We start from the raw sequence: 26,893 nt of genomic DNA, 5'->3' as shown, positions 1-26,893 counted from the left end.
ATTTCACGAAATGTATTGCATACAGCTCAACGACACTCATCCCGCGATCGGCATCGCCGAGCTGATGCGGCAGTTGGTCGATAAATATGACATGCCTTGGGAGCAGGCCTGGAGCATTACCCAAAAATCGTTTTCGTACACGAATCACACCTTGTTGCCCGAAGCGCTGGAAAAATGGTCTCTGCCGTTATTCGCATCCGTGTTGCCGCGCCATCTCGAAATCATCTACGAGATCAATCAACGCTTTTTGGACGAAGTCCGCCTCAAGTACCCCGGCGACGACGCAAAATTAGCCCGTATGTCCATTATCGGTGAGAATGACGGCAAGCAGGTTCGCATGGCGAACCTGGCGGTGGTCGGCAGCCATGCGGTCAATGGCGTGGCTGAACTGCATTCGGAACTGGTCAAGCAGCAGTTGTTCTCGGATTATCATGACATGACGCCCGACAAGTTCCATAACGTCACCAACGGCGTTTCGCCTCGCCGCTTCGTGGCCTTGAGCAATCCGGGGCTGACCCGCTTGATCGACGAAAGGATAGGCGAGGGCTGGATATCCGACTTGCATCGTTTGAAAGCCCTGGAGGCGCATGCCGGCGATGCCGGCTTTCAACAGGATTGGAAAAAGGCAAAAGTCGAAAATAAAATCCGCTTGGCCAAGATTATTTTGCAAACGACTGGCATTACGGTCGATCCCGATTCGATGTTCGACATCCAAGTCAAGCGCATACACGAATACAAGCGCCAACATCTGAACGTGCTAAACATCATCACCTTATACAACCGCCTGAAATCCGATCCCAATTTAATCTTTACGCCGCGAACCTTTATCTTCGGCGGCAAGGCAGCGCCGGGTTATTTCATGGCCAAGCTGATCATTAAGCTGATTACCGCGGTGGGGGAAGTCGTTAATCGCGACCCCGACGTGCGCGACCTGATCAAAGTAGTGTTTTTGCCCGATTACAACGTCAAGCACGCGCAAAATATCTATCCGGCCGCCGACTTGTCGGAGCAAATTTCGACGGCGGGTAAAGAGGCGTCCGGAACCGGCAACATGAAGCTGTCCCTGAATGGCGCATTGACCATAGGCACGTTGGATGGCGCTAACATCGAGATACGCGAGGAAGTCGGCGCCGAAAATTTTTTCCTGTTCGGCCTGAATACCGAGCAAGTATCGCAAAAGAAATCGGATGGTTATAATCCGCTCGATTATTATCACGGCGACTCGGAGCTGAAAGCGGCTATCGATTTAATTAGTTCCGGATTGTTTTCGCATGGCGACAGAGAATTGTTCCGGCCACTCACCGACCATCTGCTATATCACGACGAATATTTACTGATGGCGGATTACCGGGCGTATGTCGATTGCCAACAAGAAGTCGACCGCGCCTATCGAGATCCGGCGCACTGGACCCGCATGTCGATACTAAACGTCGCGCGCATGGGTAAATTCTCCTCGGACCGCGCTATTCGGGAATACGCCGAACGCATCTGGCATTTGCACGATTAACCAGAAGCCGAACAATCGGGTGAGAATGCGTGTGTTTCTGCGGCGGTGCCGGGATAGCCTCGGCAACAACGCTTATTGGGTAGCGCCGATTTCAAAAACCAAGCTTGGGCTGGGCTGGCTTCCAAGCGCAGCCGCGTTCTTGCAGCTGTTGTCTTTTTTAACCGACAGCTTGACCTAAATAGATTGGGGAAAGGTCTTAGCGGACTAGGCCGCACGGGGATGGCATGGGAATGGCGCGCGACTCTTCCGTTCCTTCTTCGCCCTATCGCGGAAGCAGACACTCCCATGCAACGCTCCATATGATTCCGTAATGCCTTAGAACACGGATTTCAGTGTGATGAAGGCCAGGGCACTTAGAATACCGGCTGCAGGCAGCGTGATGATCCAGGCCAGGCCGATGGGCTTCATCAAGCTCCAATTGGTTTGATGATTAACCAGGCCGATGCCCAGCACCGCGCCGATAAGGATATGGGTGCTTGAAACCGGTAGCCCCAGAGTGGAAGCCAGCATCACCACGGTCGCTGCGGCCAATTCGGCCGAGAATCCCGAAGCCGGATGCATCCTGGTCAGGTTGTGGCCCACGGTTTGAATGACTTCTTTGCCGATAAACCAGAGACCGACAATCAGCGCCACGCCAAAAGTGACCATTGCGACGGTCGGCACGGCTGCCTGGGAGCCGACTTGGCCGGTACGCAAAACGTCCATGATCGCCGCGAAGGGGCCGATCGCGTTGGCGATATCGTTGGAACCGTGGCTGAAAGCGAACCCGGAAGCGGTAAAAACCTGCATCCAACTGAACATCAAAAAAGTGGATTTATTCAGGGATTTGCCCTTCAAAGTCTTGGCAAAGATAAAAGTCGCCATCCAAACAGACGCCGCTATCATTGCCATAATCAGATAGTTATGCAGCGTGGTCAGGCCCAAGTTCATGTGTTTGAGGCCTTTGAACAGTAACATGGAGGAAATAATGGCGGCGCCGAATGCGGCAATGGCAGGCACCCAATTTTCCAACGCGCGGTAAGCATGTATGGTGTCGCGCTTTTTCTCGATTTCGTATATGCCTTTATAGTAGTCGGACTCCAGATCGTCATGCGAATAGTCAGGCTCGTTAACGGTTTGGGCGTCGCGTGCCATCGCACCGGTATAAGAAATTTGTTGAATTTCCGTCAGTGCTTCAAATGCACGCATGTGAGCCGCCTTATGGGCTTTCTTCTCCTTTTTGATTTCCTTTAATTGCGCTTCCGCCAGTTCGTTGTATTGGAGAATGTGCTGTTTTATCTGGCCGAACAATACATAAGATACTACACCCCCCAATATTGGCGACAATACCCAGGAGAAGGCGATGGTGCCGATCTTTTCCCACTTAACCAATGCCAATGCGCTGTCGGTTCCGCTGATGATAATGCCCAGCGTGATGGAGCTACCCACGATGCCGCCGACGATGGAATGAGTGGTGGACACGGGCCAGCCGCGCTTGCTGGCATACATCAGCCACAAGGCCGCCGATAGCAGCGCGGACATCATGATAAAAACAAACTGCATGGGCTGAACGGTTAGGGTGGAGAGATCGACAATACCTTCGCGTATGGTTTTAGTGACCTCGCCGCCGGCGATGACCGCACCGCTAACTTCAAACACTGCGGCGACCGCCAAGGCTTGACGGATATTCAAGGTGCCGGCGCCGACGCTAGTGCCGAAGGAGTTGGCTACGTCGTTACCGCCGATATTGAACGCCATAAACACGCCGAACAGCGTGGCTAATATGAACACTAAGGCATGATTATGATTGGTGTAATCGAGCCCCCAGTAAACGAAATAGCCTGTCATGCCGATTAACATGGCCGCGAAAGCGATACTGAGGCCTGAGATATTGGCCGGAAAATATGAGGGGACTAGCGAATGCGCGGGTGCATTGGTTGTCATGGCGGGGCTCCAGAAAGTAAGGACGGAATCGGCCTAAAACTAACAATTCCGCATGACAATAAGATGAATGTATGCCGTGTCAGAATGCGCCTAAACGGTCCGGTACCGTCGGATCGTCCTTTGTTATCGGGCTGAAAGATCCGATGTGTCATAGGAGTTGGCCAAAAACAACTTCCCGTTTTGCCGGTGCGAACCCTGGGGCATACCGAATCAGGAACGCCGTGAACCCTTCCATGGGGGCTTGACGGCAGCGTCCTTGCCGCCGACATCCTCAGGGTACGTCCCCGGTGACTATCGCCATATCGGGAAGTTATTTTGGACGATATCCTTAGGCAAGCAGGCCACCCTAAGAACGATGGTTGGCTCGATGCGCTCAAAACGTCCCACGCTCGAAAATTAGAATGGACCGTACGCCCTATACCGATTGGATTACAATTTCGCGGCATGGCGAAAAAAATATTCCGGCATGCCCATTTTCGCGATAGAAATGTTTTGGGACGCGGTGACTAAAAAAACCAAATTATGTTAGATTGCCGATATTAGCTAGTCCTGATTTTATTTGCTAAAAGGTAAAAGTATGGGGTCGGAAGACAATAAGGTTGAAAGGAAAAAAGTGGCATTAGATATTGAGACGTATCAAAAACTTAAGGACTTCTCAAGATTTAACGGTTTGAAACTGCGTTTAGTGGTCGATACATTGGTCGAGGTTCTCGAGCGCGACGAAGCTTTGCGCGAACAAGTGATTGAGGCGACGCTGGCAAAACAGGATCAAGCGTAGCTTATATTCGAATCGGCCGCGATTCTGAATCCCGCGTGTGCGGCGAATGGCCGCCGATTCCGACCGAATTGAGTCGATCGACGCGGCAAGTCTATTGCCTAAAACGGATCATGGCCGCCAACCGCTTCGAAGCCGGCACCGATATCAAGCAACTCCGCATCGATCGCGTCCTGGCGCCGGGTTTGGAATTCCGCGATGAGTTCGGCGCGGCGTTCGTCTATGTTTTTTTCGGCGGCCTGGGTCGTTTTCAGGCGCATCAGATGCTCGGAAGCCAATGATTCGGCGCAGGCGCGGAATAAGGTGATGAACAAATATTGCCGAATCAAAGCCGCCAATAGGTTTTCGATATTTAACGTATAGGTGGGAAGCATACGTGTAGGCCAAGGTTTTTCGGTTAAGCGGTCGAGCAGTTGATAATCGATAGGGAGCAGCTTCAGATCGGTAGGGCTGCAGGACCGGCTGTAAAACAGCCAAATGCGTTCTATCGATCGATCTTGCCAATCGTCTATTTTACTGAGGATTTGCCTGACGGTGACGTTGATGCCGGCGGCGGAACCGGGCGCGATAAAGGTTGCTTCTACCGGCTGGCCGAGTTCCTTCAGTCGGGAGTCGATGCGCGAACCGACGGCAAGTATGCTCCGGTTTGCCGGAGCCATTCCCAATCCATCCATCCGGCTCATGGCGGATTCCAGCAGATCTTCATTGAAGCGCCCGCATAAACCGATATCGGAGCCGAAGATAATGACCGCCGTTTTTTGTAAGGCATCATTGCGCAGCCGCGGCCTGAAAGGCTGATGGCGCAATGCGACTTGCAAGCCCAGATCGATGGTTTGCGCATATTCTTCCAAGGATTTTACGACGGTTTCGTATTGGCGCGCGCTGACCGCGGACAAGGCTTTCATCGTGCGGACGATGGCGTGCAGGTCGGCGACGGTTTTGATGTGCCGCCTAAGCGCTTGTTCGGTTTCCATGGCTTGCTCCGCAATCGAGCGCTTCCCGTACGCCGTTTAGTATCGTTGATTTATCTTCGTCGGTCAAAGTCCGGCCTTGCTGGATTTGCCGGCTGAGTTCGGCTAATTTGGTAGTGACCAGCTCCCGTATGACCGTTTCGGCCCAAACCATTTTGTCCAGCGCCAGCTGATCCAGCAGTCCTTCGGTTACGGCCAGCAAGACGGCGATTTGTTCGCTGGGCGTCAAGGCGTCTTGTTCGCGTTGTTTCAAGATTTCACGCACGCGTTTGCCTCGCTCCAATGTTGCCCGAGTTCTGTCGTCCAATCGGGTGCCGAAGCGGGCGAACATTTCCAATTCTTCGAATTGAGCGTAATACAGTTTTAAGGCGCCCGCGACCAAGCGATAGGCCGGTAATTGCGCTTTACCGCCTACCCGCGATACGGATTTTCCGACATCGACCGCCGGCAGCATGCCTTTATGAAACAATTCAGGCGACAGATAGATTTGACCGTCGGTAATCGAAATCAGATTGGTGGCGATATAGGCGGCCAGGTTTTCGGCTTCGATTTCGATGACCGGCAGCGCCGTCAACGATCCGCCTCGGGCCAGGCGAGTGGAGCGTTCCAGCAGGCGGGAATGAATGTAAAAAATGTCGCCCGGATAGGCCTCGCGCCCGGGCGGTCTGCGCAAAAGCAGCGATAATTCGCGGTAAGCCAGGGCGTGGCGGGTTAAATCGTCGTAAACGATCAGCACGTCGCGGCCTTGTTCCATGAAGTATTCGGCAATGCTGGTCGCTGCGTAGGGTGTAATGTATTGCAGACCGGGAGGATCTTCGGCCGCTGCTACGACGACGACGGTCTGGGCCATGGCCTGTTGCCTATTCAAGGTTTCGATCACCCGCGCCACCGTGTCGCCGCGTTGGCCTATCGCGCAATAAATGCATACCACATCCTTGCCGCGCTGGTTGACTATGGCGGCCAAGGTAATTGCGGTCTTACCGGTTTGACGGTCGCCAACGATCAATTGCCGTTGGCCCCGGCCAACCGGAATTGCGGCATCGATGACTTTTATACCGGTTTGCATGGGTTGATCGACCGGTGCCCGCTCCAAAATCGCCGGCGCTTCCCGTTCGATCGGGCGCCGTTCGCCGGTCTTCAAAGGACCTAATTCGTCCAGCGGCCGGCCTAATGCGTTAACGACCCGCCCCAACATTTCCGGGCCGACCGGCACGTCGGCGACCCGGCCGGTTCTGCGTACTTTATGACCGCCGGCGATGTTTACGCCGCTGCCCAGCAAGACCACGCCGACATGGTCCGGGTCCAGGTTGAACGCCATTCCGAACAGTCCGTCAGAGAACTCCACCAATTCCAAGGATTGCACGCCGGGTAAACCTTCGATTAAGGCAACGCCGTGACCCACATGACTGACCGTGCCTGTTTCAATCAGGGCTAACTCGGGCTTATGACGGGCCAGCAGGTATTCCAACGCGCCGGCGGTGGTTGTCAGGGCCTCATTCAACATCGCGGGCGGCCTCGGGCTCGGGCGTTTTAGTCAGTACGGTTTCCAATTCCGTATCCAGATTGCTGAAATAATGGTCTATAGTCCATTCGGTGCTGTAGGCGGAACTACTCAGGCGCAGGCCGGCTTGATTGCCCGGCAGCGTTTCGAATTCGATCGCCTGGTTCTGTTCCGGCGCGTAGCCCAATGCTTCGCATAGTTGGTTTTGCATACTTAGATCGAGGTCAAAGCTGCTGGCCAGCACCAAGCGCTCATCCACGGACGACCGCAGCCGTTGTTTATCGGCTTCCGGGAGTTGGCGTAATTGCGCTAAAAATCGGTTAAATACGGCTCGTTCCCATTCCAGACCGCTGAAGTCTTGCACTGCTTTGCGGGCGGTGGCGACGATCAGGTGGCCTAAATCGCGGCTTAATCGGTTTTGAAACTCGATTTTTTCCCGTTCGACTTCCGCGCGCCAACTTGATGCCAGCGCTTGAACTTCGGCACGCGCTTGTCGAATTAGGTTTTCTTTTTCGAGTGCCGCTTGGTCACGGGCCGAGCCGATTAACTCGGCTTGCCGGGTTTCCAGCTCGCTCAGCTTGCGCTTATATTCCAGCGCGAGCTGGTCGGCTTGTTCGGCTTTTTGCCGTGCTTCCAGGGTTCTATTGCTGATAGCCTGCTGGCGCTTGTCCATGGCCCGAATGATGGGTTGATATAAAAAACGGCGCAAAAGCCACATCAGAATCAGAAAGTTGATCCATTGCGCGCCAACCGTTATCCAATCGATCTGCACGGCTTAGCCTCCGGCTTTACCGATGAAGTATTCCCAGAACGGGTTCGCGAAGATTAGGATCATACTTAGGACCAAGCAATAAATCGCCGTCGATTCGACCATCGCCAAGCCGACGAATAGCGTGCGGGTCAGGGTAGGAGATTCGTCCGGTTGCTGGGCGATGGCGCTCAATGCTTCGGAAAGGGCTCGGGCTTCACCGAGTGCCGGCGCAACGCTGCCTATCGCCATGGTCATTCCGGCCGTGAAAATGGATATGGCGCCGATGATGACGTCGGCGGTGATTTCGTTCATGTTAGTCTCCTAGTGAATCGGTGGGTTCTTTTTTATCGTGTGCGGCTTGGGAGGAGGCGATATAGACCATAGCCAAGACAGCGAATATATATGCCTGTACGACGCCGGTGATCAAGCCCAAAAACTGCAACACGATTGGAAAGAATAGCGGGGTGATGCCGAGCAATATCGTGCCGATGACCGTTCCGCTCATGATGTTGCCGTACAAACGTACGGCCATCGCCAAGGTACGGGAAAATTCGCCGAGGATATTGAACGGCAGCATGAAAATACTGGGTTTTATATAGTCCGATAAATAGTTCAATATGCCGCGGTGGCTTATGCCGAAAACCGGTACTGCCACCATAACCGCCAATGCCAGCGCGGTGGTGGTGGACAACGAGGCGGTGGGCGGGGTGTAACCGGGCACGATGGCCAGTAGATTGGATACGACGATGAATAAAAACAAGGTGCCGACGAAGGGCAGATAGGGGCCGGGTTCCTGGTGGCTGGCTTGCCGGATTTGCTCGTTCAAACCGCTGACTAGAATTTCCAATAGGTTCTGCCAGCGGCTCATTTCCACATCGTCTTTTAGGCGCCGCGTGATCAAATAGGAGCCGGCAACCAAAATCAGCATGATTAGCCAAGTAAAAGCCAGCGTGGCATTGACCTGGAAATCGTTCAGTCTTATCAAAACGGTATTATCGGGACTTAGATTCATCGCCGTAGTCCGTTAACTTGTATGCGGCGTGTCCACCACCAGCGCGCCAACAGCAATCCCGGCAGTGCCGCCAGATAGCGCTGCCAATGGCCGTCGGCTAGGATAAAAAGCCCGGTCGCGACTAGCGTCAGCCGTATCGCGATGCTGGCCAACATGCCTAAGGCCGGCTGCCGCCAATGCGCGACCCTGCGTACGGTTAACCATAGGCCGCCGTAATAAATCCAGCCTAGAGCAAACCCGGCGCAGGCCGCGCCTAGCAATTCGGCGATTAGGTAGGCGTTATTTGTCATGATCGTTATGTTGTTGTTCCCGCTCAATCCAGTACCAGGCATTGCGACAACCCAATACCACGCCTAAGAATAATAAGGTTAAAGTCCAGGAAATGCGCCCGGGCCACTGTTTGTCCATCCAAACGCCGACGGCAATCCCCAGCAGGGTCGGGACGGTGACCGACCAGCCGACCAGACCGAACATGCCCAGGCCGAACCATAAACCGCGCTTGGGATGGCTGCGGGCGCGCTGCTTGCGATCGGCTTTAATGCCTATTTGGCTGGCCAACGGTTTTGGGCGATGTTTTCGTTTCGCCATATCATCCCCTTTTTTGCAGACCCGAAAATTGTTTCGCGACGCCGGCTTCCAAACGCGCCAGCACGCTGCGAGCGTTGCGTTCGTGTTCGTCCAATTCGCTGATGCGCCGTAGTATGGTCGAATGCAGAACTTTGGGGTTTTCGCCAAGTACGGCCTCTCTTGTCGATACTCTGACCTCGCGGCCGCACTTGACCAAAATGCCTTCGTCGATACCGACAAAGAGTTCGCGGCCTTCTAATGTAACATAGCTTAACAAACCGGGAACCAAGGCCGAGACGAAATCGATATGCCGGGGTTCCAGGCAGAAGGAGCCGTTTTCCGCCTCGGCGACAACTTTGCTGACTGCCGTATCCAGCAGTATTTCGGTCGGCAAAAGAACTTTCAGGCGCATGCGGGTTCAGCTAGGTTCCAATTTGGCTTCGTCTATGCAGCCTATCATATACAAGCTGTTTTCCGGCGCATCGGCAAAATCATCGGCCAGTATGCTGTCGCAACCAGTTAGAGTCTGTTCCAAGCTAACCCAGCGCCCGGTTTGGCCGGTGAATTGTTCGGTGGCGAAGAAAGGCTGGGTCAGAAACCGTTCAAGGCGGCGAGCGCGGTTGACCGTGCGCCTGTCGTTTTCCGAAAGCTCTTCCAGGCCCAGCATCGCGATGATGTCCTTCAGTTCTTCGTATTCCGCCAGGGTGCGGCGCACGGCCTGAGCGATATGGTAATGGCGGTCGCCGACGATGGCCGGATTCAACATCTTGGAGTTGGAGGTCAATGGATCAATGGCCGGATAAAAACCTTGGGCGGCACGCTTGCGCGACAGTAGGACCGATGCCGATAGATGGGAGAAGGTATGGCTCGCCGACGGATCGGTGAAGTCGTCGGCCGGTACGTAGACGGCTTGCACCGACGTGATCGCGCCGGTAGCCGAGCTGCTGATGCGCTCCTGTAATTCGGCCAGTTCGGTGGCCAGGGTCGGCTGGTAGCCGACTCGCGACGGAATTCTTCCCATCAGGCCGGATACTTCGGTGCCGGCCTGTATGAAACGGAAGATGTTATCGATCAGCAGCAAAACATCCTGTTTTTCGACGTCGCGGAAGTATTCGGCGATGGTTAGCGCGGCGTGACCAACCCGGAAGCGGGCGCCCGGCGCCTCGTTCATTTGTCCGAAGATCAAAACGGCGCGTTCCAATACGCCGGCTTCCCGCATTTCCCGGTAGATTTCCTCCGCTTCGCGGCAGCGTTCGCCGATGCCGCAAAACAAACTGACGCCTTGGTAGCGGCTGGCCATGTTATGTATCAGTTCGTCGATCACAACGGTTTTGCCGACACCGGCGCCGCCGAACATGCCCGCCTTGCCGCCGCGTTCCAGCGGTGCCAACAAGTCGATGGCCTTGATGCCGGTCTCGAACATTTCTTGTTTGGCCGAACGCCGGGCCAGAGGTAGAGGGGGTTGATGGATGGAACGCCATTCGCCCCCGGCCAGTGATTCTTTCTTATCGATCGGAGTGCCGAACACATTCAGCATCCGTCCCAGCAGCCGCCGCCCTACCGGTACTTGTAGCGGACGGCCGGTGTTTACGACCGGATTGCCTCGCGATAAACCCTGAGTGGGCGTCAAGGCGATACCTCGCACGGTATCCACGGTTTGATGGGCGACGACTTCGATGATCACCCGGCCTTGCTCGCCGGCCTTCAGCGCATGGTTGATTGCCGGTAAAGTATCCGGAAAGCGTATATCGACGACGCTGCCGCGTATCGAAATAATGCGACCCTTGGCTCCGGCATCGGTCGACCATGTCTCCGGCGGCGCATTCCGTTCAGCGCTCCTCGGAAGCGAAGCATCGTTATCGATAATGCGGGGCATGCCTACCTCCTTTAACCTTGCGACTAAAATATCGCCGAATGCACCGAAATAAACCAAGTATTTTTCATTTGAAACTATACTCTAGCATCGACTAACACATTTTAATCCGCAAAAAACATGGCATGTTCAGTTGGTCCTGATCAGCGCAAGGATTCGACTAACGTAGCCCACAATCCTTGCAAGAAACCGATTTAACAAGGTCCATGCCAGCCAATCACGATATCGACATTCTGATCGTCGACGACACGATCGCCAATCTGCAACTTCTCGCGGGCATGTTAAAGGAAGCGGGCTACAAAGTACGGCCCGCTGCTAGCGGACGGATTGCATTGGATGCCATCGCCAAGAAAGCGCCCGACCTGATCCTGCTGGATATCAAGATGCCTGAAATGGACGGATACAAGGTTTGCGCCCGCTTGAAAGCCAATCCCGCGACTCAGCCGATTCCGGTGCTGTTCATTAGCGCCCTGTCCGATGTCGGCGACAAGTTGCACGCTTTCGAAGTCGGCGGTCTCGATTACATCAATAAACCCTTTCAGATCGAAGAAGTCAAGGCTCGCGTGTCCACGCATCTGCAATTGAAGGCGCTGCAAGACCACATGGAATTAAAAATCCGACAGGGGATTGCGGAGATTCAAGCGCTCAACCAGGAAATCATCGATACCCAGAGAGAATTGATTTTGACATTGGGCGAAGTCTGCGAGACGCGCTCGCATGAAACCGGCAGACACGTGGTCCGAGTGGCCGAGTTTTCATTTCTATTGGCGGAATTGGCGGGTTGCGATGACGCGGAGTTGATTAAACATGCGTCGCCGATGCACGATCTCGGCAAAGTCGCGATTCCGGATCACATTCTGAACAAGCCGGGCAAGCTCACCGACGAAGAATGGGAAATCATGAAAACTCATAGCGAGCTAGGCTATAAGATGTTATCGGTTTCACAGCGGCCATTGTTGAACATGGCGGCGATTATCGCCCATCAGCATCATGAGAAATGGGACGGCAGCGGTTATCCGCAGGGACTGAAGGGCGAAGAAATCCATATTGCCGGTCGGGTTACCGCAATAGCCGATGTTTTCGATGCGTTGAGTTATGAGCGCTGCTATAAGCCGGCATGGGAATTGGATCGCGTATTGCGGCTGTTTAAAGAAGAGCGCGGCCGGCACTTTGATCCGTACTTAATCGATTTATTTTTCGAAAACCTGGACAGATTGGTCGAACAACATCAACGTTATGATGCCATTGGTCGGGGCTAGTCTGCTAACCTCAGGCCGGATTTCCCCGCGGCGACATGAAGGGATCAGCATGATTAAACGGCTTTGGCTCGCGGTGCCGCTGTGCCTGATGCAAAACGGGATATTTGCCGATCAATCGCCGGCTATCGTCAAGCCCGAGTCGGTCGGAATGTCCTCGCAACGTCTAAAACGCATCGATCAATTGATCGATCAGCATGTTCGGGAGAAAAAAATTGCCGGTGCGGTCGTACTCGTCGCGCGCAAGGGCAAGATAGCTTATTTCCGGGAGGCGGGCCTTGCCGACGTCGATAAGCCGATGCGCAAGGATACGATATTCCGTATCGTGTCGATGACCAAGCCGTTGACCAGCGTTGCCGTGATGCAGTTGTACGAGCAAGGCAAGCTGTTGCTGTCCGATCCGGTCTCGAAATATATACCCGAATTCAAAAATCCCAAGGTGCTGGAATTGACGCCTGCCGGTTCCGCCAACGAATATCGCTTGGTGCCGGCCAAGCGCGAGATCACCATTCGCGATCTACTCGCGCATACCTCGGGTTTGTTGTATCTGTTCCCGAATAATTATTTCCATGACCGCGAGCGGCAACTGGTGCTGGATTTTTATAAGGAAGCCGGCGTCACCGACGGTTTCTGCCGCCCCAATGAGACCATAGGCGATATGGTCAAGCGTTTGGCGCGCCTTCCGCTATATAGACATCCCGGCGAAGTTTGGGATTACAGCCTGGCCAGCGATGTATTGGGTTATTTGGTGGAAGTCGTGTCCGGTACGCGTTTCGATCGATTCGTGCAGCGGAATATCTTCGAGCCGTTGAAAATGCGCGACAGTTATTTTTACATCCCGGAGCAGAAACTGGGCCGATTGGCGGCGGTATGGAAAAGCGATTGGAATGGCTCGTTGACGAAGGTGACCGAGCCCATGATAGACCGCGATTTGGCCCTGTGTCCGTCCGACGCCTATGCCTTGTCCGGCCAATATTTGGCGGGCGGAGCCAATGTGCTGTCCACGGTGTACGATTATTTCCGGTTTGCGCAAATGTTGTTGAACAACGGCGAGCTGGACGGCGTGCGGCTTTTGAGCCGTAAGACCGTCGAATTGATGACCGCCACCAATCATATCGGCCGATTCGACGCGACGTTTTTGCATGATCACGGCTGGAAATTCGGTTTAGGCTTTGCGATTCAACAAGATCGCTCTCACGATGTCGATGCCGGCGATGTCGGCGTGTTTGAGTGGGCGGGAATATATTCGACCCGCTTTAGTGTGGATCCCCAAGAACAGAAAATTACTATTTTTATGCCGCAGACTTCGCCGTTCAGCCTGCATTTCAATTTATGGGACAAGTTGCTGGTTTTGTCCGCTTCCGCCATTGACGATTAATACCTCCGAATCCACGGATATCGGCTTTTTTTAACCCTACTTTCCGACGGGCTGTGCCTATGACGATACAAAGATTGTTAATTAGACTATCGGCATCGATACTGATACTCCTGTGGTGTTCCTTAGAGGCTTTGGCAACGGGGCCGCGTATCAAACCGGACCTGTTTAGCTCCAATGCCAATACCATCTACGCGCTGGATTTTCCGCCGTTCGTCACCAATGACTTAGCAAACGGCGGCGTGGCGCTGGAATTGGCTAACGCGGCCTTAGAAACGGAAAAAATCGACGCGCCGATTATTTCGCAACCTTTAGCTCGGATGCTGAAATATTATTTGTTTCAGGAGCAAGCCTTGGCGGTGATCGGCGGTCACTTGAATTTCAGCGCTCAAGAAAAGGAGCAGTTGATTTTCCTGCCCTTGCTGCGCTTGAAAACCCATTATTTTTTTAATCGGGGCAAGCACCCGCAAGGCTTGTCTTGGAGCGGCAATTTGCAGGCGTTCGCTAACATGGTTTACGGCGCATATCCCGAAGAAGACGTCGATGCTTATAGGCAAGCCGGTATTCGAATCCAAAGTGGTAAGCTGTTAACCTTATTAGAGCAGTTAAAAAACGGAGCGATCGATTTCATTAGCGAGGCCGCGCCGGCGGTCGATTGGTTTTTAACGCGAAACTTCAGCAAGGATCAATCCCAATTCGTTCGCATGGAGCCCGCGGCGGGGGAGCTGACGATATTCGTGATTTTTAACAAAAAACATCCGCAAGGCGAGGCGATTGCCAATCGATTCAAGAACGGCTTGGCCGCCATCGTTGCCAGCGGCCAATATCAAGACGTATTGGAAAAACAGTTCAGGGACGACGGTATGGGGCGCTATACCTTGCCTATTCGCTAGCATGCGTTGCCTAAGCTGCTTGTTGCTGTGCATTTCGCTGTCGGTTTGCGCCGCAGATGTCGTCGTGCTGGATGCCAACGAAAGTCCGCCTTACTGGTGCCCTGTTATGCCGGGCGGCGGATTGGGTAGCGAGTTGGTGCAAGCCGTTTCGGCGGCGGCAGGCTTGAAAACGCGGATCAATTTCGTTCCGCTGTCGCGCATGATAGAGGACAAAAATAACAACGATCTTGGTAACCCGGATTTTTACATGGCCGAGCAGGAGTTTGCCGCCGTTATTCCGATAGCGATTTCCGAGGTGTCGATATTTTATTATCGGCCCAATCTCGCCGAGACGCCCAGCGTTTCCAGTTTCGATGACCTGAAGCGATACAGACTCGGCGTATTAAAAGGCACTCTGATTAATTGGCAGCTATTCGAAAATATGGGTTTGAATTTCGAATTCAGTTACAACCAGGCATCGCTATTCAAAAAGCTTAAGATGGGTCGTCTGGATTTAGTGTTCGAAATTGACTTGGTCGGACAACAGATGATAGCCCGAGAGTTTCCCGATAAAGCCGCGAATTTCGGGCGCATTCCTTTGCCGAATTCCACTTCTCCGATTGCAATCATGCTGGATGCGGAGTATCCCGATGCGAATACCATCGCCGAGCAATTTCGTCACGGTTTGAGCGCGATTATCGAGGACGGTACTTATCAGCGTATCGTTCAGCAATATTATCCCGACGCCCGGCTGCCGCCCGATTGGTTTGCGCAGTTGCAGCGCTTTCAGCGCTTGTACGCCTATTAGCCGGCTTAGCAATGAAATTACGTTCGGCAAGCATCAAGACAAAATTGACTGCGTCGCTGCTCGCCATTGTCGTTTTGGCATTCGCTCCCTATGAATACTGGAATTATTGGCAAACTAAACGGCGCTTGACCGCCGAATTGGAGGTTCAGGCCGATAGGAAAATTCTGCGCTTGAGCGACAATCTGGAGATTCCTCTTTGGGAAATGGATCAGAGTTGGATACGCAATATGATTCGGATTGAAATGCTGGATGAAAATGCTTACGCGATACAGGTTTTCGGTGAAGAGCAATTATCCCTATCCGAAATCAGAAATGTGCATGGGCAAGTGATCGACGGCAAGGGGCTGCTTATCGACGGCGAATTCGTCAAGCGCGGCCGAGAGGTTACGCACGAACAGGTCAAAATCGGCGATGTCACGCTCTATTTGAGCAAACGGAACTTGAGTCGTGAGCTGCACAGGGAAGCGATTGCCGCCGGCATCCGCACATTGACGCTCATTGTATTGATTGTCCTGATTTTGGAAGTAAGTTTGAATCGACTGGTCATCAAGCCGTTGTTCGAGCTATTGGATGTGGTTAAGGCCATCGCGCGCGGGCATTACGATGTCGAATTCGACGAAGGCAGAGGCGATGAACTTGGCATATTATCGCGCGGCATAGCCAAGATGCTGCAGAATTTGCGGCTGCGGGAAACCGAACGGGATCGCGCGAACGAAGCTTTACAGGCCGCGAATAGAAGATTGGAATTGGAATTGGTGGAACGCAGCAAAGCGCAAGCAGCGCTTAGGGAATTAAACGAAACCCTGGAACAGCGCATCAAAACACGTACCGCCGACTTGGAACGCAGCAATTGCCGCTTGCAGGAAATGGGGATCGTTCTGGAGAAAGCCAAGAATAGTGCGGAAGCGGCCAATAGCGCCAAGAGCATTTTTCTGGCCAACATGACCCATGAACTGCGCACGCCGATGAACGCCGTGCTGGGTTTTTCCAGGTTGATGCAAAGCGATAAAACTTTGACCGAAGAGCAGCGAGAAGTGCTCGATATCATCAACCGTAGCGGCAATCACTTGCTGTCATTGATTAATCAAGTATTGGATATGGCGAAAATCGAATCGGGGCGCATGGTGGTCGAAAATGCACCGTTCGACTTGGGCGCTACGATACGCGATGTTATCGACATGATGCGCGAGCGAGCGGCTTCTAAAGGTTTGGATCTTTATATCGACCAGGGTTCGTCTTTTCCGCGGGTGATTAATGCGGACGCCGTTAAGTTTAAACACATTTTGATCAATCTATTGGGTAACGCGATCAAATATACGCTGAAAGGCCAGGTGATCCTGCGTTTACACACGCAATCCAAGTCGGCGGACGATCCTTTGGTGTTGATCTGCGAAGTCGAAGACACGGGGGTCGGCATCGCCAACGAGGATTTGTCGCGTATTTTCGACGCATTTGTTCAAGTCGGCAAGATAGCCGAGCAGCACGGTACCGGCTTAGGCTTGGTGATCACCAAGCAATATGTCGAATTAATGGGGGGGCATATCACGGTCGACAGCGAGCCGGGCAAGGGCTCCTTATTTCGGGTTTTCTTGCCGGCTGCGCGAGTCGACGAGTCAGAACTTGAAATCGGTCCCGAACCGAATGTTTTGAATGTGATCGGTTTAGAGCCGGGTCAGCCGAGCTATCGCATATTGATTGCGGAAGATCAGCCCGATAGCCGGTTATTGCTCAAACGCTTATTGGGCGCAGTCGGATTTAGCGTATTCGAGGCGAGCAACGGTTTCGAAGCGATAGAAGGGTTTAAACGAAACCGGCCGGATTTCATCTGGATGGACAGCCGCATGCCGATAATAGACGGCATTACCGCCACAAAAACGATTTTGGCCATGCCGGAAGCGGAGGGACTGAAGATTGCCGCCGTGACGGCATCGACCAACCAGGATCAGCGCAAGGCCTTGTTGGATGCCGGCGTCTGCGCGATCGTCTACAAACCCTATCGCGACGAGGAAATTTTCGAGTGCATGGCCCGACATTTGGGGGTGCGTTATGTCTACGAGGAGGGATCGGCTCCGCATGCTAACGGTAACGGAATGAACCGGAGCGAATTAGCGGAAAGGCTCAAGGGCGCGTCGCGTGAGTGGCTGGATAATTTACGCGATGCCGCGATAGAACTCGATGTCGAACGCTGTCTGGATATCGCGAAACAGATTCAGCCGGAAGATGCACTGCTGGCAGCGAGTCTGAAAGAGCTGGTGAATCAATTCAATTTTGCAAAAATTATCGATCTGATCCCTAGCGGTCAACCGAAAACGAATTGATTCGGCGTTACTTCGTCGCCGGTCTTAAACAAATTCAATACCCAGACCGCCTAAGCCGCAATATCCCGCCGGGTTTTTCGCCAGATATTGCTGGTGCTCGTCTTCGGCATAATAGAATATCGGTCCTTGCCGGATTTCGGTGGTAATTTTGCCTAATCCGGCTTTGGTCAATTTGGCTTGATAATGCTGCAAACTCTGTTCGGCGGCTGCCAACTGAGCTTCGTCGAATACGTCTATGCTGGAACGGTATTGTGTGCCGATATCGTTTCCTTGGCGCATGCCTTGAGTGGGGTCGTGCGATTCCCAGAATAACTGTAACAAAGCTTGATAGGATATAGCGGCGGGATCGTATAAGACCAACACCACCTCGTTATGGCCGGTCATGCCGGTGCAAAGCTCTTGGTAGCTGGGATTCGGGGTAAAGCCGCCCGCATAACCGACTGCGGTGCTGAATACGCCGGACTGTTGCCAAAATTTGCGCTCCGCGCCCCAGAAACAGCCCAGACCGAACTGCGCTCGCCGAAGGTGTTCGGGAAATGGCGGCACGATGGGATTGCCGGTAACCACATGTCGAGATGCGGTTTGCATGGCTTGTCGGCGACCCGGCAGGGCCTGCTCGGCAGTCGGCATAATGGTTTTTTTCGTTAAAAAATGCATAACAATTGGCCCGAAGTCGAATGAAAAAGGGTAGCGGATTATAATCGCTCCCTTGCTTTAAATTTTCCATAAGAATATGACACAACAAGACTGTTTTAGACGCTTTTTATTCGAGGATCATGGCGTGCGCGGCGAATGGGTGCGGTTACGGCACAGTTGGCGGCAGGCCAAGCAGTATCAGACCTTGGTCACTGATGCGGTCGAATCGCACTTGGGTCAAGCGCTGGCGGCTACGGTATTGCTGTCGGCGACGCTCAAATACAAAGGCGCGCTGATTATGCAGCTTCAAGGCAATGGCGAGGTAAAAGCGTTGGTCGCGCAAGCGACCAGTGAACGCAAGATTCGCGTGTTGACCAGAAGCGAGCCGAAGGTCACTGCAACGACTCTGCGTCAAATGATGGGCGAGGGCGGCCGCCTGGTTTTGACCTTGGAATCGGATAAAGGCGAGCCTTACCAAGGCATAGTCGGAATTGCCGAAGATAATGTGGCGGCCGTATTGAAGACCTATTTCGACCAATCCGAACAGTTGAATACCCGCTTATGGCTATTTGCCGACGAAACGTATGCCGCCGGCCTGTTTATTCAAGAATTGCCGGGAGAAAAACACGATAAAGAAGATTGGCGGCGGATAGAAATGTTGGCAAACACAGTCACCGCCGAAGAAATGTTCGCGCTGGATTGTGAAGAATTGCTGCATCGCTTATTTCATGAGGAAAAAGTCCGGCTGTTTGAGCCGGAACAGGTTGAATTCAAATGTAGCTGCTCACGTCAAAAAATCGGTGATACCTTATTGTCCTTAGGGCGGCCCGAGCTGGAGGGCATACTGCAGGAACACGGTCAAATCGATGTCGACTGTCAATTCTGCGGGGCGCATTATCACTTCGACAAAATTGATGTGGAAAATCTACTGGTCAATTCCGGAATTAATGATGATGATCCGCCAACGCGGCACTGAGGCTGTCATGAAAAGATTCAAACGTTTATCTCATCTGATTGTTATCGCTATCTTACTGAGCACTCAAACCGGCTGCTTGGAATGGTTTCATGCCTATCAGACTTACCTGCAAATGGAAGAGTTTGACCGTTATTTTGCCGTAACATCCGACGATAAGTTTACGGTTCATTTCAAAGATCCAAAGTTATTTAGCGAAGATTTCGTGGCATTAGCCAAGTTGCATGCCAGTAGCGAAGAAAACACGGCTGTCGGTAAACGCTGGCTCTACTGGTTTCACAAATTAGACAAAGATAATAAGGTGGTTAATCCTGAAATCAGTTTTTACTGCGAGCTCATTTTCAATCAAGAAGATAAAGTCATTCAATGGTCGTTCTCCAAGTTGTTCTTACAAATTGCGCCGCCCGAGTTTTTGGAGGCTTCTTTTCGCTCTTTGGGCGGTGCCGAGATCAACGAAGGAAAAAAGCAATTGCGGGCCAAAGCGGAATTTAGGGACAAAGTCGCCGCCGATCTCCCGAAAAAATCGGCGGTCCTGGCAAATTTGGGCGAGCCGCTCGAAATCGAGGATCAGGACAAAGAGGAGATTTATAAGTATCAGTTTCGCCTGGATGCCAAGGATGTTGAAGAAGGATACGAAGACAGAACTCTGAGCGAGGTCAAGTTAACATTCGATAAAACAACCAATGAGTTAATAAAGATGGCGGGACGGTTCGCCGGACTGAAGCTTTCGATTAATTATCGAAACTATCAGGAAGAGGACGACAGCAAAGTCGCATTGGTCGATCAAATCTAACGGTATTCGTCCGCCGGTTCGCTCGCAAAACAGCTTGGGCGATCTGGGGAGACTCGTTGGTATCTAACATAAGCCGTCGGATAAATAATGCTAATTATATCGACCTAGCGACATATCCGGTCGATTTCGGTCATGAGCTCGTTAAAGCTATTTTCCGCTTCCCGCATCAAATCGCTTATTTGTTTGTGGTCCGGATCGTTAGTCAATCGATACTGTAGCTCTTTCAATATCGACGATAGCTTCATCGCGCCGATGGTGCTCAGGGCACCGCTCAGTGCATGTATTTGCTCAGCGGCGGATAGCTTGTTACCCGACTGATAGAGCGACTTTATCGTTGCCATGTCGTCCGTATGTTTATTTCGGATTGTGCGCAATAATTTCCAGTACAAGTCGATATTCCCCGCGACGCACTGCTGCGCCATTTCGGCATCAACTCCGGGCAGCATAGGAAATTGAGTCACGTGAGTTTGTGCTTCTGAGTCTAATAGCGGTGGCGTTGCCGTCGAGTTTGGGTTGATCCATCGATCTAATTTATCTAATAGTTCCTCCCAGTGAATCGGTTTGCCGATATGATCGTTCATGCCGCTGGCGATGCATCGGTCACGTTGTTCGGTCATCACATTGGCGGTCATGGCGATGATAGGCAAATTCGCAAAGCAAGGTTTGGCTCTAATCGTTTGCGTGGCGATGAACCCATCCATCACTGGCATCAGACAATCCATCAGTATCGCAGCGTAGTTATTTTTTTCGACCATTTCAACGGCTTCGGCGCCGTTGCAGGCAAGGTCGACTTTTAGGCCATATTTGCCTAAGGTTTCCAGAACCAGTTCCTGGTTGACGATATTGTCTTCAACCACCAAAAGCGAAACACCTGCAAGCGCCGCCCAGCGATTCGGAGACGATTGAATTAACAATTCCCGGGTCGGTATGCTTGTGTCGGCGAGGCCGAATTCGATGATAAACGAAAAACGGCTACCAAGGCCCACGCGGCTTTCCAAGCTGATGCGGCCGCCCATCGTTTCCACCAATTCCCTACAGATAGTCAAGCCTAAGCCCGTGCCGCCATATTGACGTGTAGTTGAATTATCGGCCTGTGTAAAAGGTTCGAACAAGTGTTGCTGCTGTTCTTCGCTGATGCCTATACCGGTATCGCTTACGCTGAATTCCAATTTCGCGTGTTCCGTAGTGATGCTCTCTAATTTAACACGCACGATTATGCTGCCTGATTCAGTGAACTTGATGGCATTGCTGATCAGGTTGAGCAATATTTGACCTAAACGGAGCGGATCGCCTACTAAAACTGGAATGTCCGGATCGACCCGGAATCGCAGAATTACAGGCTTGTCCTTTAGCAACGGCGTCGCGACGTCTTCCAGATACTGTTTCACGGATTCGAGCCGGAAATTGGCGAGTTCCAAGCTAATCTTTCCGGATTCCAGCTTAGAGTAGTCCAGAATATCGTTTATGATCCCTAGCAGCCACTTGGCCGCTTCGTTGGCCTTGGCGATATAGTTTTGCTGTTTAGGCAAGAGTTCGGTTTGTAATACCAGATGCAACATACCCAGGATTGCATTCATGGGCGTGCGGATTTCATGGCTCATATTGGCCAGAAACGCGCTTTTTATTTTCAGTGCGGCGCTCAAGTCGTCGGTACGTTGTTTGACTTTGGTTTCAAGGTTGGAATTTAGTTGAAGAATTTCCGCTTCCCTGCTTCGAACCTGCTGCATGAGTAAGTTGAAGGCCTCATATAACTGGCTGATTTCATCGTTCCGCCGTTTGGGATAGGTAAACAATTCATCTATCCCCGGCTGTTGCGCAATTCGCCGAGCGTGGATTTCCAGTTGCCGGATCGATGACATTACAAATTGCCTTAATAACAATGACAATAATAAACTAAATGATATTGCAATTAATACCGCGCCGATAATAAATGCAAATTCGGAACGCTGAATACGATAATACTCATCAAGACGAAATGCCCCTTTTAATATGCCTAGCTGTTGATTATTGCGATGAATTTGAATAACAAAGTAAAGGCGGTTGTCGATCCAGCGGTACTCTTCCCGTACCGGATCGATTAATGGTTCGTTAATGGCCAGGTTATGCGGGTCGTAATCCGTCATAATCTCGCCATTAGCATTTTCTAGCCGAACATAGGCAACGCGGGGATCTTGTAATAGTTTGCTGAGTTGTTCTTCGGCGCCTTTTTTATCATTGAATACGAGCGGCAGCGTAGTATATTCGCCGACTAGTTTAACCAAAACCAAATTATTCCGAATCAGGTTTTCGCGATAGAGTTGCTCATTGTGCCAATATAAAAAACCGGATACGGAAATGACCGTCATGCTGACGACTGTCATGATTACCCATATTATTTTTCGTTTTAATGGCTGAAATAATAGCCACTGTGTTATTTTATTCAACAATGCGAGCTACTCCCAATAAATGATAACTTGCGCTCAAGTGGCTTGCAGATAAGGCCGTTCGGTTGATTTCCAAATGCAGGCGATTTTCCTCGGCAAAAAAACCGATATGCGCGCCATGACTGACGGCGTCTTTTTTTTCCGTAATGATTAAGATCGGCCGCTTTTCTGTCTGTTTAATAATATCGTCCAATTTAGAGCTTTCATCCGCACTCAGGTAAATGATTTGGCAATCCGAAAGGGCTGCATAATTGTGGAATGTGACTAGTTTTATTGGTTTATTATTGAAAAAACTATTCTCATAATAGATTTGTAATGCGGATAGTAACGGCGTGTCGTCGAAAGAACAGATAGTAAAATGCGCTTGATTTAGGCTGGGCCATTCAATGAAACTCGCGACTTTTTCTATGATTGAGGCGCGAATAAGTTCGCTGTTTTCGACTGCCTCGGCATTTTTTATTGCAAGGCGCGCAAATATGGCCGCTAGAATTAATGGAATGGTTGCCCGGAGAATTGCCATTTATTATATTTTGTAATTTGGATAATAAATTAAAAATTGATGGCAATTTCACCGTATAAGGAGGTGCCGGCTGAGGCGGGCATGGTGTTAATAACCTTGCGGTTAAATTCCGGATAATAAAATTTATCGTTCAACAGGTTGTCGATATAAAATGTGAAAGTAAGGTGTTCGGTACCGGAAAAACCTAATAAATGGTCCAGTTTATAATTCGTATTGACGGTGATGTTGTGATAGCTAAGGGCGGGCGGATTGACGACGAGGGAGGTTGGGACTACCTTTGCCGCACTAAAATACGTATCAAATGCGCTAATTTGCAAATCGGGTGTCGCGTCGAAGCTTAAGCCGAATTTCGCCATATGGTTGGGCATCAGGGTGGCGTTGTTCTGTCCGTTCGCTTTGCTGTTCGTTTGAAAAGTGTAAGAACCTTTAAAAGACAGGCAGTCGGCGAGTTTAAGGTCGGTCTCAAATTCCAAGCCTTCGAAGGTTGCGCCGCCGGAGTTGTCGTATTTCAAACGAGGGGGGTCGGTATCCGGAACCGGCATTCTAACAATTAAGTTACGCACCTCGCTTCTGAATGCCGTCAAGGATGCTTGATAATCTCTGGTATGATAAAAAATCTGAGCGTCGGCGGTTTCGACCTGTTCCGGTTGGATGTTTCTGTTGCCTAAGACCAAAGACGAGTTCGCGCCCAATTCGCCCGCGCTAGGCGAGCGATAGGCTTGATTGTATAGGAGCTTGGCGCCCCAAGCCGTGGTGATCTCATATACCAAGCCCGCCCTGCCGACTAAACCCGTGGTTGGTTTACCGTCGTCTAACACGCCTGGAGAGGGCGGTTTTAAGTTGTCAAACCGGTGATACTGGCCGCCGAGCGTCAGTTTTAAATTGTCTAACAGGGGATAGCTGGCTTCAGCGTAAACGCTGGATCTTAACTGGGAATAAGGCTCCAACGTATTGTGATTTTCCGCTTGTTTGACGCCTCCGTCTTGCCAAATTACCAAACCGCCTAAGGTGATGTTCAACTTGTCTTCGAAGAAATTTAAGTAATTGGTTTGTTCGAGCAGGATATTGTCTTCATATAAGTAAGTCAGGTAAGGGATGCGGTTTACCGGTAAATCGTAGCTTTGGGAAAATTGAGTGTAAGTCAGGTTTAACTTGGCAAGCCAGTTGCTGGAGAATTGATGTTTATAACCCGTATCGAAAAAGAATTTTTCGTTTTCGATCGGCTGGCCGGAGCCTATCGGAACCGAACCCCAATGGTTGTGTTGATTGTTTACCACATAAAGATTGAAGGTAAAATCCCGCCATTCACCCCATAAGCTGGCACTTATGTCTTCGCCATTGTTGCGAAAACTGGTGGATTCCCTGTTTTCGTCAATTTGCGAAGATAACCAACCGTCGCTTTTGCGAAAACGTACGGCTCCGGTCATGGCTGCCTCTTCATTTTTCCAGGCAAACTCGCTTTCGACCTGTCCGGTGTCATAGCTGCCATAACGTCCTCGCAAAGTTAATGAAGTGTCCTTGTGTTTTTTGGTGACGATATTCACGACCCCGGTGAATGCATTGCTGCCGTACATAACCGATCCCGGCCCCCTGATGACTTCGATTTGTTCGATCTGATGAATCGGAAAGTCGCGCAACATGGTTTCATTTAAGCCGCCGTATGCGCTGTCGCGGATAGGTCTGCTGTTGATCAACACCAAGGTATGGTTGTTGACATGAGTCAAGGCATCGCCGCGGACCGCGGCTGTGCTGTCGGACCAGATATATGTACTAAGCATATAGATGCTGGTCATTCTGTTGAGTATGTCCGCCAAAGTGTTGCCGCCGTAACGCTTGATATCGTCGGCGGTAACGACGCTAACGATGCCGGCAGCCGTGTTTTTATCCTCTTTCTTTTTGGAAACAACTTCTACTTGTAAAATTTCCTCCAAAGACATCGCTTTGATTTTGGAAACCGACAAGGCTTCATCCGCATGAATTGGCGGTAGATGCAGTTGCAAATATAAAAAAGTTGCAAAGAATAAGAGAAAACGGGGCATTAAAGGTGCTGATTCGTGAATATGATTAAGCGGCAAATACGATGCGGAAAACGGGTTGTAGTTATGATTCGATTATCCGAGAAGCAGGGCTTTAATTTGTTATAAGTGCTTCGCCATAAGTCGATTCACATTCACTATTCATCCATGACTACCGGATTCCGGCAAGTTCAGCTTATTAAGGAATAGCAGACCTCGGGGGTTTTTCCTTTGTCTGTTCGCCTAGACGCAAGCGACCCGTTTATTCTGAGATGTGAGGTCGTCCGTCAATTTACCCGCTTTCGGGCGCATTGGGGCTAACGACCGGAAGGTGTTTCAATCATTCTTATGTCCTTTCCAAATGGATATCAACAGCCATATGCCTAATATACTGGCTGAAACGAAGCCAATGAATCCGAAAAAAGGCATGCCCATGATTTCTCGATTGGTTTTTACCGTGATTATAATCGATGTACCGATAATCAGGGCTGCGGTTACAATGCCCATGGTAAGCCGGGTAATGGCGTTGTCGATTTTATTAATTTGGCGATCAAACCCGGTGACGCTGATATTGACCTGTATGGTTCCTTTACGAGATGCCCGCAAGAGCTGATGCAGCTGTTTCGGGAAGCCGGTCAATAAGTCGGCCAGGATAGTTAGATTGCGCCAACTGCGTTTGGCGATGGCTTCCGGCCGATAGCGGTCGGCCATCAGTTTTTTAATGATGGGAGACGAAAAATTCAGCGTATTGAACTCGGGGACGAGATACCGACCCAAGCCGTCCAAAGTGATATAGGTTTTGATCAGCAATGCTAGATCGGGCGGCAAGCTTAAGTTGTGATCCCTTAGAATGACCATTAAATCTTGGATCATCATCGGTAAGCTTAGCTCTTTGAGAGCTAAAGAGCTGTAATGTTCGACGAATCCATCGATCTCCACCAATAACGTGTTCTGGCCGTCGATAGTGACCATATCCGACCAGTCTTCCAGAATTTCCACGACTGTGGCGGCGTGATGATTGACCATCCCGTATAAGAAGCTGACCAATTGTTCGCGGCGCTCTTCGGTCAAACGCCCCGTCATGCCGAAATCGATGAAGGCGAGCCTGTTATCCGGCAGATAGAACACATTGCCCGGATGCGGATCGGCATGGAAGAAACCGTCCTCCATGATCATTTGCAAAACGGCTCTGACGCCGCGTTCGGCCAACGATCTCCTATTTAGGCCGGCATTTTCGAGCGCCGTCAGATCTCTGCCTTGTATGCCATCAACGTATTCCTGCACATTCAGCCGTTCGCCGGTATATTCCCAATAGACTTTCGGAATCATGATATTGGGGTCGTTGGCCAGATTGGCCGCGACCCGTTCGGCATTACGGCTTTCCGCGGCAAAGTCCAGCTCCCTTCGCAACGACTGGGAAAATTGCCGGACGATTTGGCGCGGATGGTAGCGGCGCAATTGCGGCGCTTCGCTTTCGACAACCTCAACCAAGCGATTCAGTAAATGCAAATCCGCTTCAATGATGCGTCGTATGCCCGGGCGTCTGATTTTCAGCACGACCGGATCGCCGTTTTTTAATACGGCTTTATGAACCTGAGCCAAAGATGCGGCCGCGACGGCTTGGGTATCGATTTCCAAAAAGATGTCGTCGACACTGCCGCCCAGATCTTCTTCCAATTGAGGCAATAATTCGTCAAACGGCAGCGGCGGTACTTGATCCAGCAGTTTTTCGAATTCGGCAATATAGGCGGGCGGAAACAAATCGACCCGCGTTGCCAGAATTTGCCCCATTTTGATAAACGTCGGTCCCAATTCCTCCAACATATGCCGAAGCCGGTGCGGGGTATCGAGATTGGCATATTCTTCGGCATGGTGCCAGTGTAGACGCCGGCCGAGTTGTGCCAATATTCGTTCCAAGCCCAATAGCTGGACAAAACTACCGAAGCCGTAACGAATTAGGACTGTGGCGATGTCCTGCATTCTGCCTATATCCTTGGCAGCGCTTAGAAATTCCCACAGCATGT

At 51.4% G+C, this 26,893-nt stretch carries 24 protein-coding genes; 9 read left to right on the top strand and 15 right to left on the bottom strand.

What is annotated here, in order from left to right:
• Positions 1-1,507, top strand: a 1,507-nt coding sequence (locus ACW73I_RS19580; RefSeq protein WP_458031142.1) for a glycogen/starch/alpha-glucan phosphorylase, incomplete at its 5' end; no start/stop codon positions are given.
• 315 nt (positions 1,508-1,822) lie between these two features.
• Here ACW73I_RS19580 and ACW73I_RS19575 read toward each other — a convergent pair.
• Positions 1,823-3,430 (bottom strand): inorganic phosphate transporter, encoded by a 1,608-nt coding sequence (locus tag ACW73I_RS19575; RefSeq protein WP_458031141.1) that lies wholly within the window; start codon positions 3,428-3,430, stop codon positions 1,823-1,825.
• Positions 3,431-4,043: 613 nt separating this feature from the next.
• On the opposite strand from ACW73I_RS19575, the gene ACW73I_RS19570 reads away from it, so the two are divergent.
• Complete coding sequence (locus ACW73I_RS19570) at positions 4,044-4,208, top strand: hypothetical protein (protein ID WP_458031140.1); 165 nt, start codon at positions 4,044-4,046, stop codon at positions 4,206-4,208.
• A gap of 98 nt (positions 4,209-4,306) precedes the next feature.
• Here the strand turns inward: ACW73I_RS19570 and ACW73I_RS19565 are convergent, their stop codons facing one another.
• Genes ACW73I_RS19565 through atpD form a run of 9 tightly spaced genes read right to left on the bottom strand, consistent with a single transcriptional unit; the run spans position 4,307 to position 10,883 of the window.
• Positions 4,307-5,179 (bottom strand): F0F1 ATP synthase subunit gamma, encoded by an 873-nt coding sequence (locus tag ACW73I_RS19565; RefSeq protein ID WP_458031139.1) that lies wholly within the window; start codon positions 5,177-5,179, stop codon positions 4,307-4,309.
• Positions 5,157-6,680 (bottom strand): alternate F1F0 ATPase, F1 subunit alpha, encoded by a 1,524-nt coding sequence (locus ACW73I_RS19560; protein ID WP_458031138.1) that lies wholly within the window; start codon positions 6,678-6,680, stop codon positions 5,157-5,159. The genes ACW73I_RS19565 and ACW73I_RS19560 overlap by 23 nt, the downstream gene beginning before the upstream one ends.
• Positions 6,670-7,449: a F0F1 ATP synthase subunit B gene (gene atpF / locus ACW73I_RS19555; protein WP_458031137.1), complete on the bottom strand. Its 780-nt coding sequence runs from the start codon at positions 7,447-7,449 to the stop codon at positions 6,670-6,672. Before atpF ends, ACW73I_RS19560 begins: the two co-directional genes overlap by 11 nt.
• A gap of 3 nt (positions 7,450-7,452) precedes the next feature.
• A complete protein-coding gene (locus tag ACW73I_RS19550; protein WP_458031135.1) occupies positions 7,453-7,740 on the bottom strand; it encodes a F0F1 ATP synthase subunit C in 288 nt (95 codons plus the stop codon).
• A 1-nt stretch (position 7,741) separates the two neighbouring features.
• Entirely contained in the window at positions 7,742-8,440 is a 699-nt protein-coding gene (locus tag ACW73I_RS19545) for a F0F1 ATP synthase subunit A (RefSeq protein ID WP_458031133.1), read from the bottom strand.
• Positions 8,437-8,730 carry an N-ATPase subunit AtpR gene (locus tag ACW73I_RS19540; protein WP_458031131.1) on the bottom strand — a complete coding sequence of 98 codons (294 nt, stop codon included), beginning with the start codon at positions 8,728-8,730 and terminating at the stop codon, positions 8,437-8,439. The genes ACW73I_RS19545 and ACW73I_RS19540 overlap by 4 nt, the downstream gene beginning before the upstream one ends.
• Positions 8,720-9,028: an AtpZ/AtpI family protein gene (locus ACW73I_RS19535; protein ID WP_458031130.1), complete on the bottom strand. Its 309-nt coding sequence runs from the start codon at positions 9,026-9,028 to the stop codon at positions 8,720-8,722. Before ACW73I_RS19535 ends, ACW73I_RS19540 begins: the two co-directional genes overlap by 11 nt.
• A gap of 1 nt (position 9,029) precedes the next feature.
• A complete protein-coding gene (locus tag ACW73I_RS19530; RefSeq protein WP_458031129.1) occupies positions 9,030-9,419 on the bottom strand; it encodes a F0F1 ATP synthase subunit epsilon in 390 nt (129 codons plus the stop codon).
• Between the two features lie 6 nt (positions 9,420-9,425).
• A complete protein-coding gene (atpD, locus tag ACW73I_RS19525; RefSeq protein ID WP_458031128.1) occupies positions 9,426-10,883 on the bottom strand; it encodes a F0F1 ATP synthase subunit beta in 1,458 nt (485 codons plus the stop codon).
• A 203-nt stretch (positions 10,884-11,086) separates the two neighbouring features.
• On the opposite strand from atpD, the gene ACW73I_RS19520 reads away from it, so the two are divergent.
• From ACW73I_RS19520 to ACW73I_RS19500, 5 genes are read left to right on the top strand one after another with little or no spacing between them, the layout of a single operon-like run.
• Positions 11,087-12,139 (top strand): response regulator, encoded by a 1,053-nt coding sequence (locus ACW73I_RS19520; protein WP_458031127.1) that lies wholly within the window; start codon positions 11,087-11,089, stop codon positions 12,137-12,139.
• A 49-nt stretch (positions 12,140-12,188) separates the two neighbouring features.
• On the top strand, positions 12,189-13,514 hold the full coding sequence (locus ACW73I_RS19515; protein WP_458031125.1) for a serine hydrolase domain-containing protein: 1,326 nt from the start codon (positions 12,189-12,191) through the stop codon (positions 13,512-13,514).
• Positions 13,515-13,573: 59 nt separating this feature from the next.
• Positions 13,574-14,404 carry a substrate-binding periplasmic protein gene (locus tag ACW73I_RS19510; RefSeq protein WP_458031124.1) on the top strand — a complete coding sequence of 277 codons (831 nt, stop codon included), beginning with the start codon at positions 13,574-13,576 and terminating at the stop codon, positions 14,402-14,404.
• A 1-nt stretch (position 14,405) separates the two neighbouring features.
• Positions 14,406-15,191, top strand: coding sequence for a substrate-binding periplasmic protein (locus ACW73I_RS19505; protein WP_458031122.1), 786 nt, complete (start codon positions 14,406-14,408; stop codon positions 15,189-15,191).
• An 11-nt stretch (positions 15,192-15,202) separates the two neighbouring features.
• On the top strand, positions 15,203-17,509 hold the full coding sequence (locus ACW73I_RS19500) for an ATP-binding protein (protein WP_458031121.1): 2,307 nt from the start codon (positions 15,203-15,205) through the stop codon (positions 17,507-17,509).
• A gap of 24 nt (positions 17,510-17,533) precedes the next feature.
• Here the strand turns inward: ACW73I_RS19500 and msrA are convergent, their stop codons facing one another.
• On the bottom strand, positions 17,534-18,166 hold the full coding sequence (gene msrA, locus ACW73I_RS19495) for a peptide-methionine (S)-S-oxide reductase MsrA (RefSeq protein ID WP_458031120.1): 633 nt from the start codon (positions 18,164-18,166) through the stop codon (positions 17,534-17,536).
• Between the two features lie 76 nt (positions 18,167-18,242).
• Here msrA and hslO point away from each other — a divergent pair, with 76 nt between their 5' ends.
• Together hslO and ACW73I_RS19485 are read left to right on the top strand one after the other, a co-directional pair.
• Positions 18,243-19,121, top strand: coding sequence for an Hsp33 family molecular chaperone HslO (hslO, locus tag ACW73I_RS19490; protein WP_458031119.1), 879 nt, complete (start codon positions 18,243-18,245; stop codon positions 19,119-19,121).
• Between the two features lie 7 nt (positions 19,122-19,128).
• Positions 19,129-19,911 (top strand): hypothetical protein, encoded by a 783-nt coding sequence (locus tag ACW73I_RS19485; RefSeq protein WP_458031118.1) that lies wholly within the window; start codon positions 19,129-19,131, stop codon positions 19,909-19,911.
• A gap of 104 nt (positions 19,912-20,015) precedes the next feature.
• Here the strand turns inward: ACW73I_RS19485 and ACW73I_RS19480 are convergent, their stop codons facing one another.
• The 4 genes from ACW73I_RS19480 to ACW73I_RS19465 all read right to left on the bottom strand — a co-directional run bounded on the left by ACW73I_RS19480 (position 20,016) and on the right by ACW73I_RS19465 (position 26,891).
• Positions 20,016-22,271 carry an ATP-binding protein gene (locus ACW73I_RS19480; RefSeq protein ID WP_458031117.1) on the bottom strand — a complete coding sequence of 752 codons (2,256 nt, stop codon included), beginning with the start codon at positions 22,269-22,271 and terminating at the stop codon, positions 20,016-20,018.
• Between the two features lie 55 nt (positions 22,272-22,326).
• Positions 22,327-22,854, bottom strand: coding sequence for a YfiR family protein (locus tag ACW73I_RS19475; RefSeq protein WP_458031116.1), 528 nt, complete (start codon positions 22,852-22,854; stop codon positions 22,327-22,329).
• Between the two features lie 29 nt (positions 22,855-22,883).
• Positions 22,884-24,893, bottom strand: a complete 2,010-nt coding sequence (locus ACW73I_RS19470; protein ID WP_458031115.1) for a TonB-dependent receptor plug domain-containing protein — start codon at positions 24,891-24,893, stop codon at positions 22,884-22,886.
• Positions 24,894-25,205: 312 nt separating this feature from the next.
• Positions 25,206-26,891, bottom strand: coding sequence for an ABC1 kinase family protein (locus ACW73I_RS19465; protein ID WP_458031113.1), 1,686 nt, complete (start codon positions 26,889-26,891; stop codon positions 25,206-25,208).
• Positions 26,892-26,893 lie beyond the last annotated feature (2 nt).

The sequence above is a fragment of the Methylomonas sp. MgM2 genome (genome assembly GCF_054172045.1).
The sequence above is the reverse complement of the archived record's forward strand: the minus strand, read 5'-3'. Positions and strand labels throughout refer to the sequence as shown.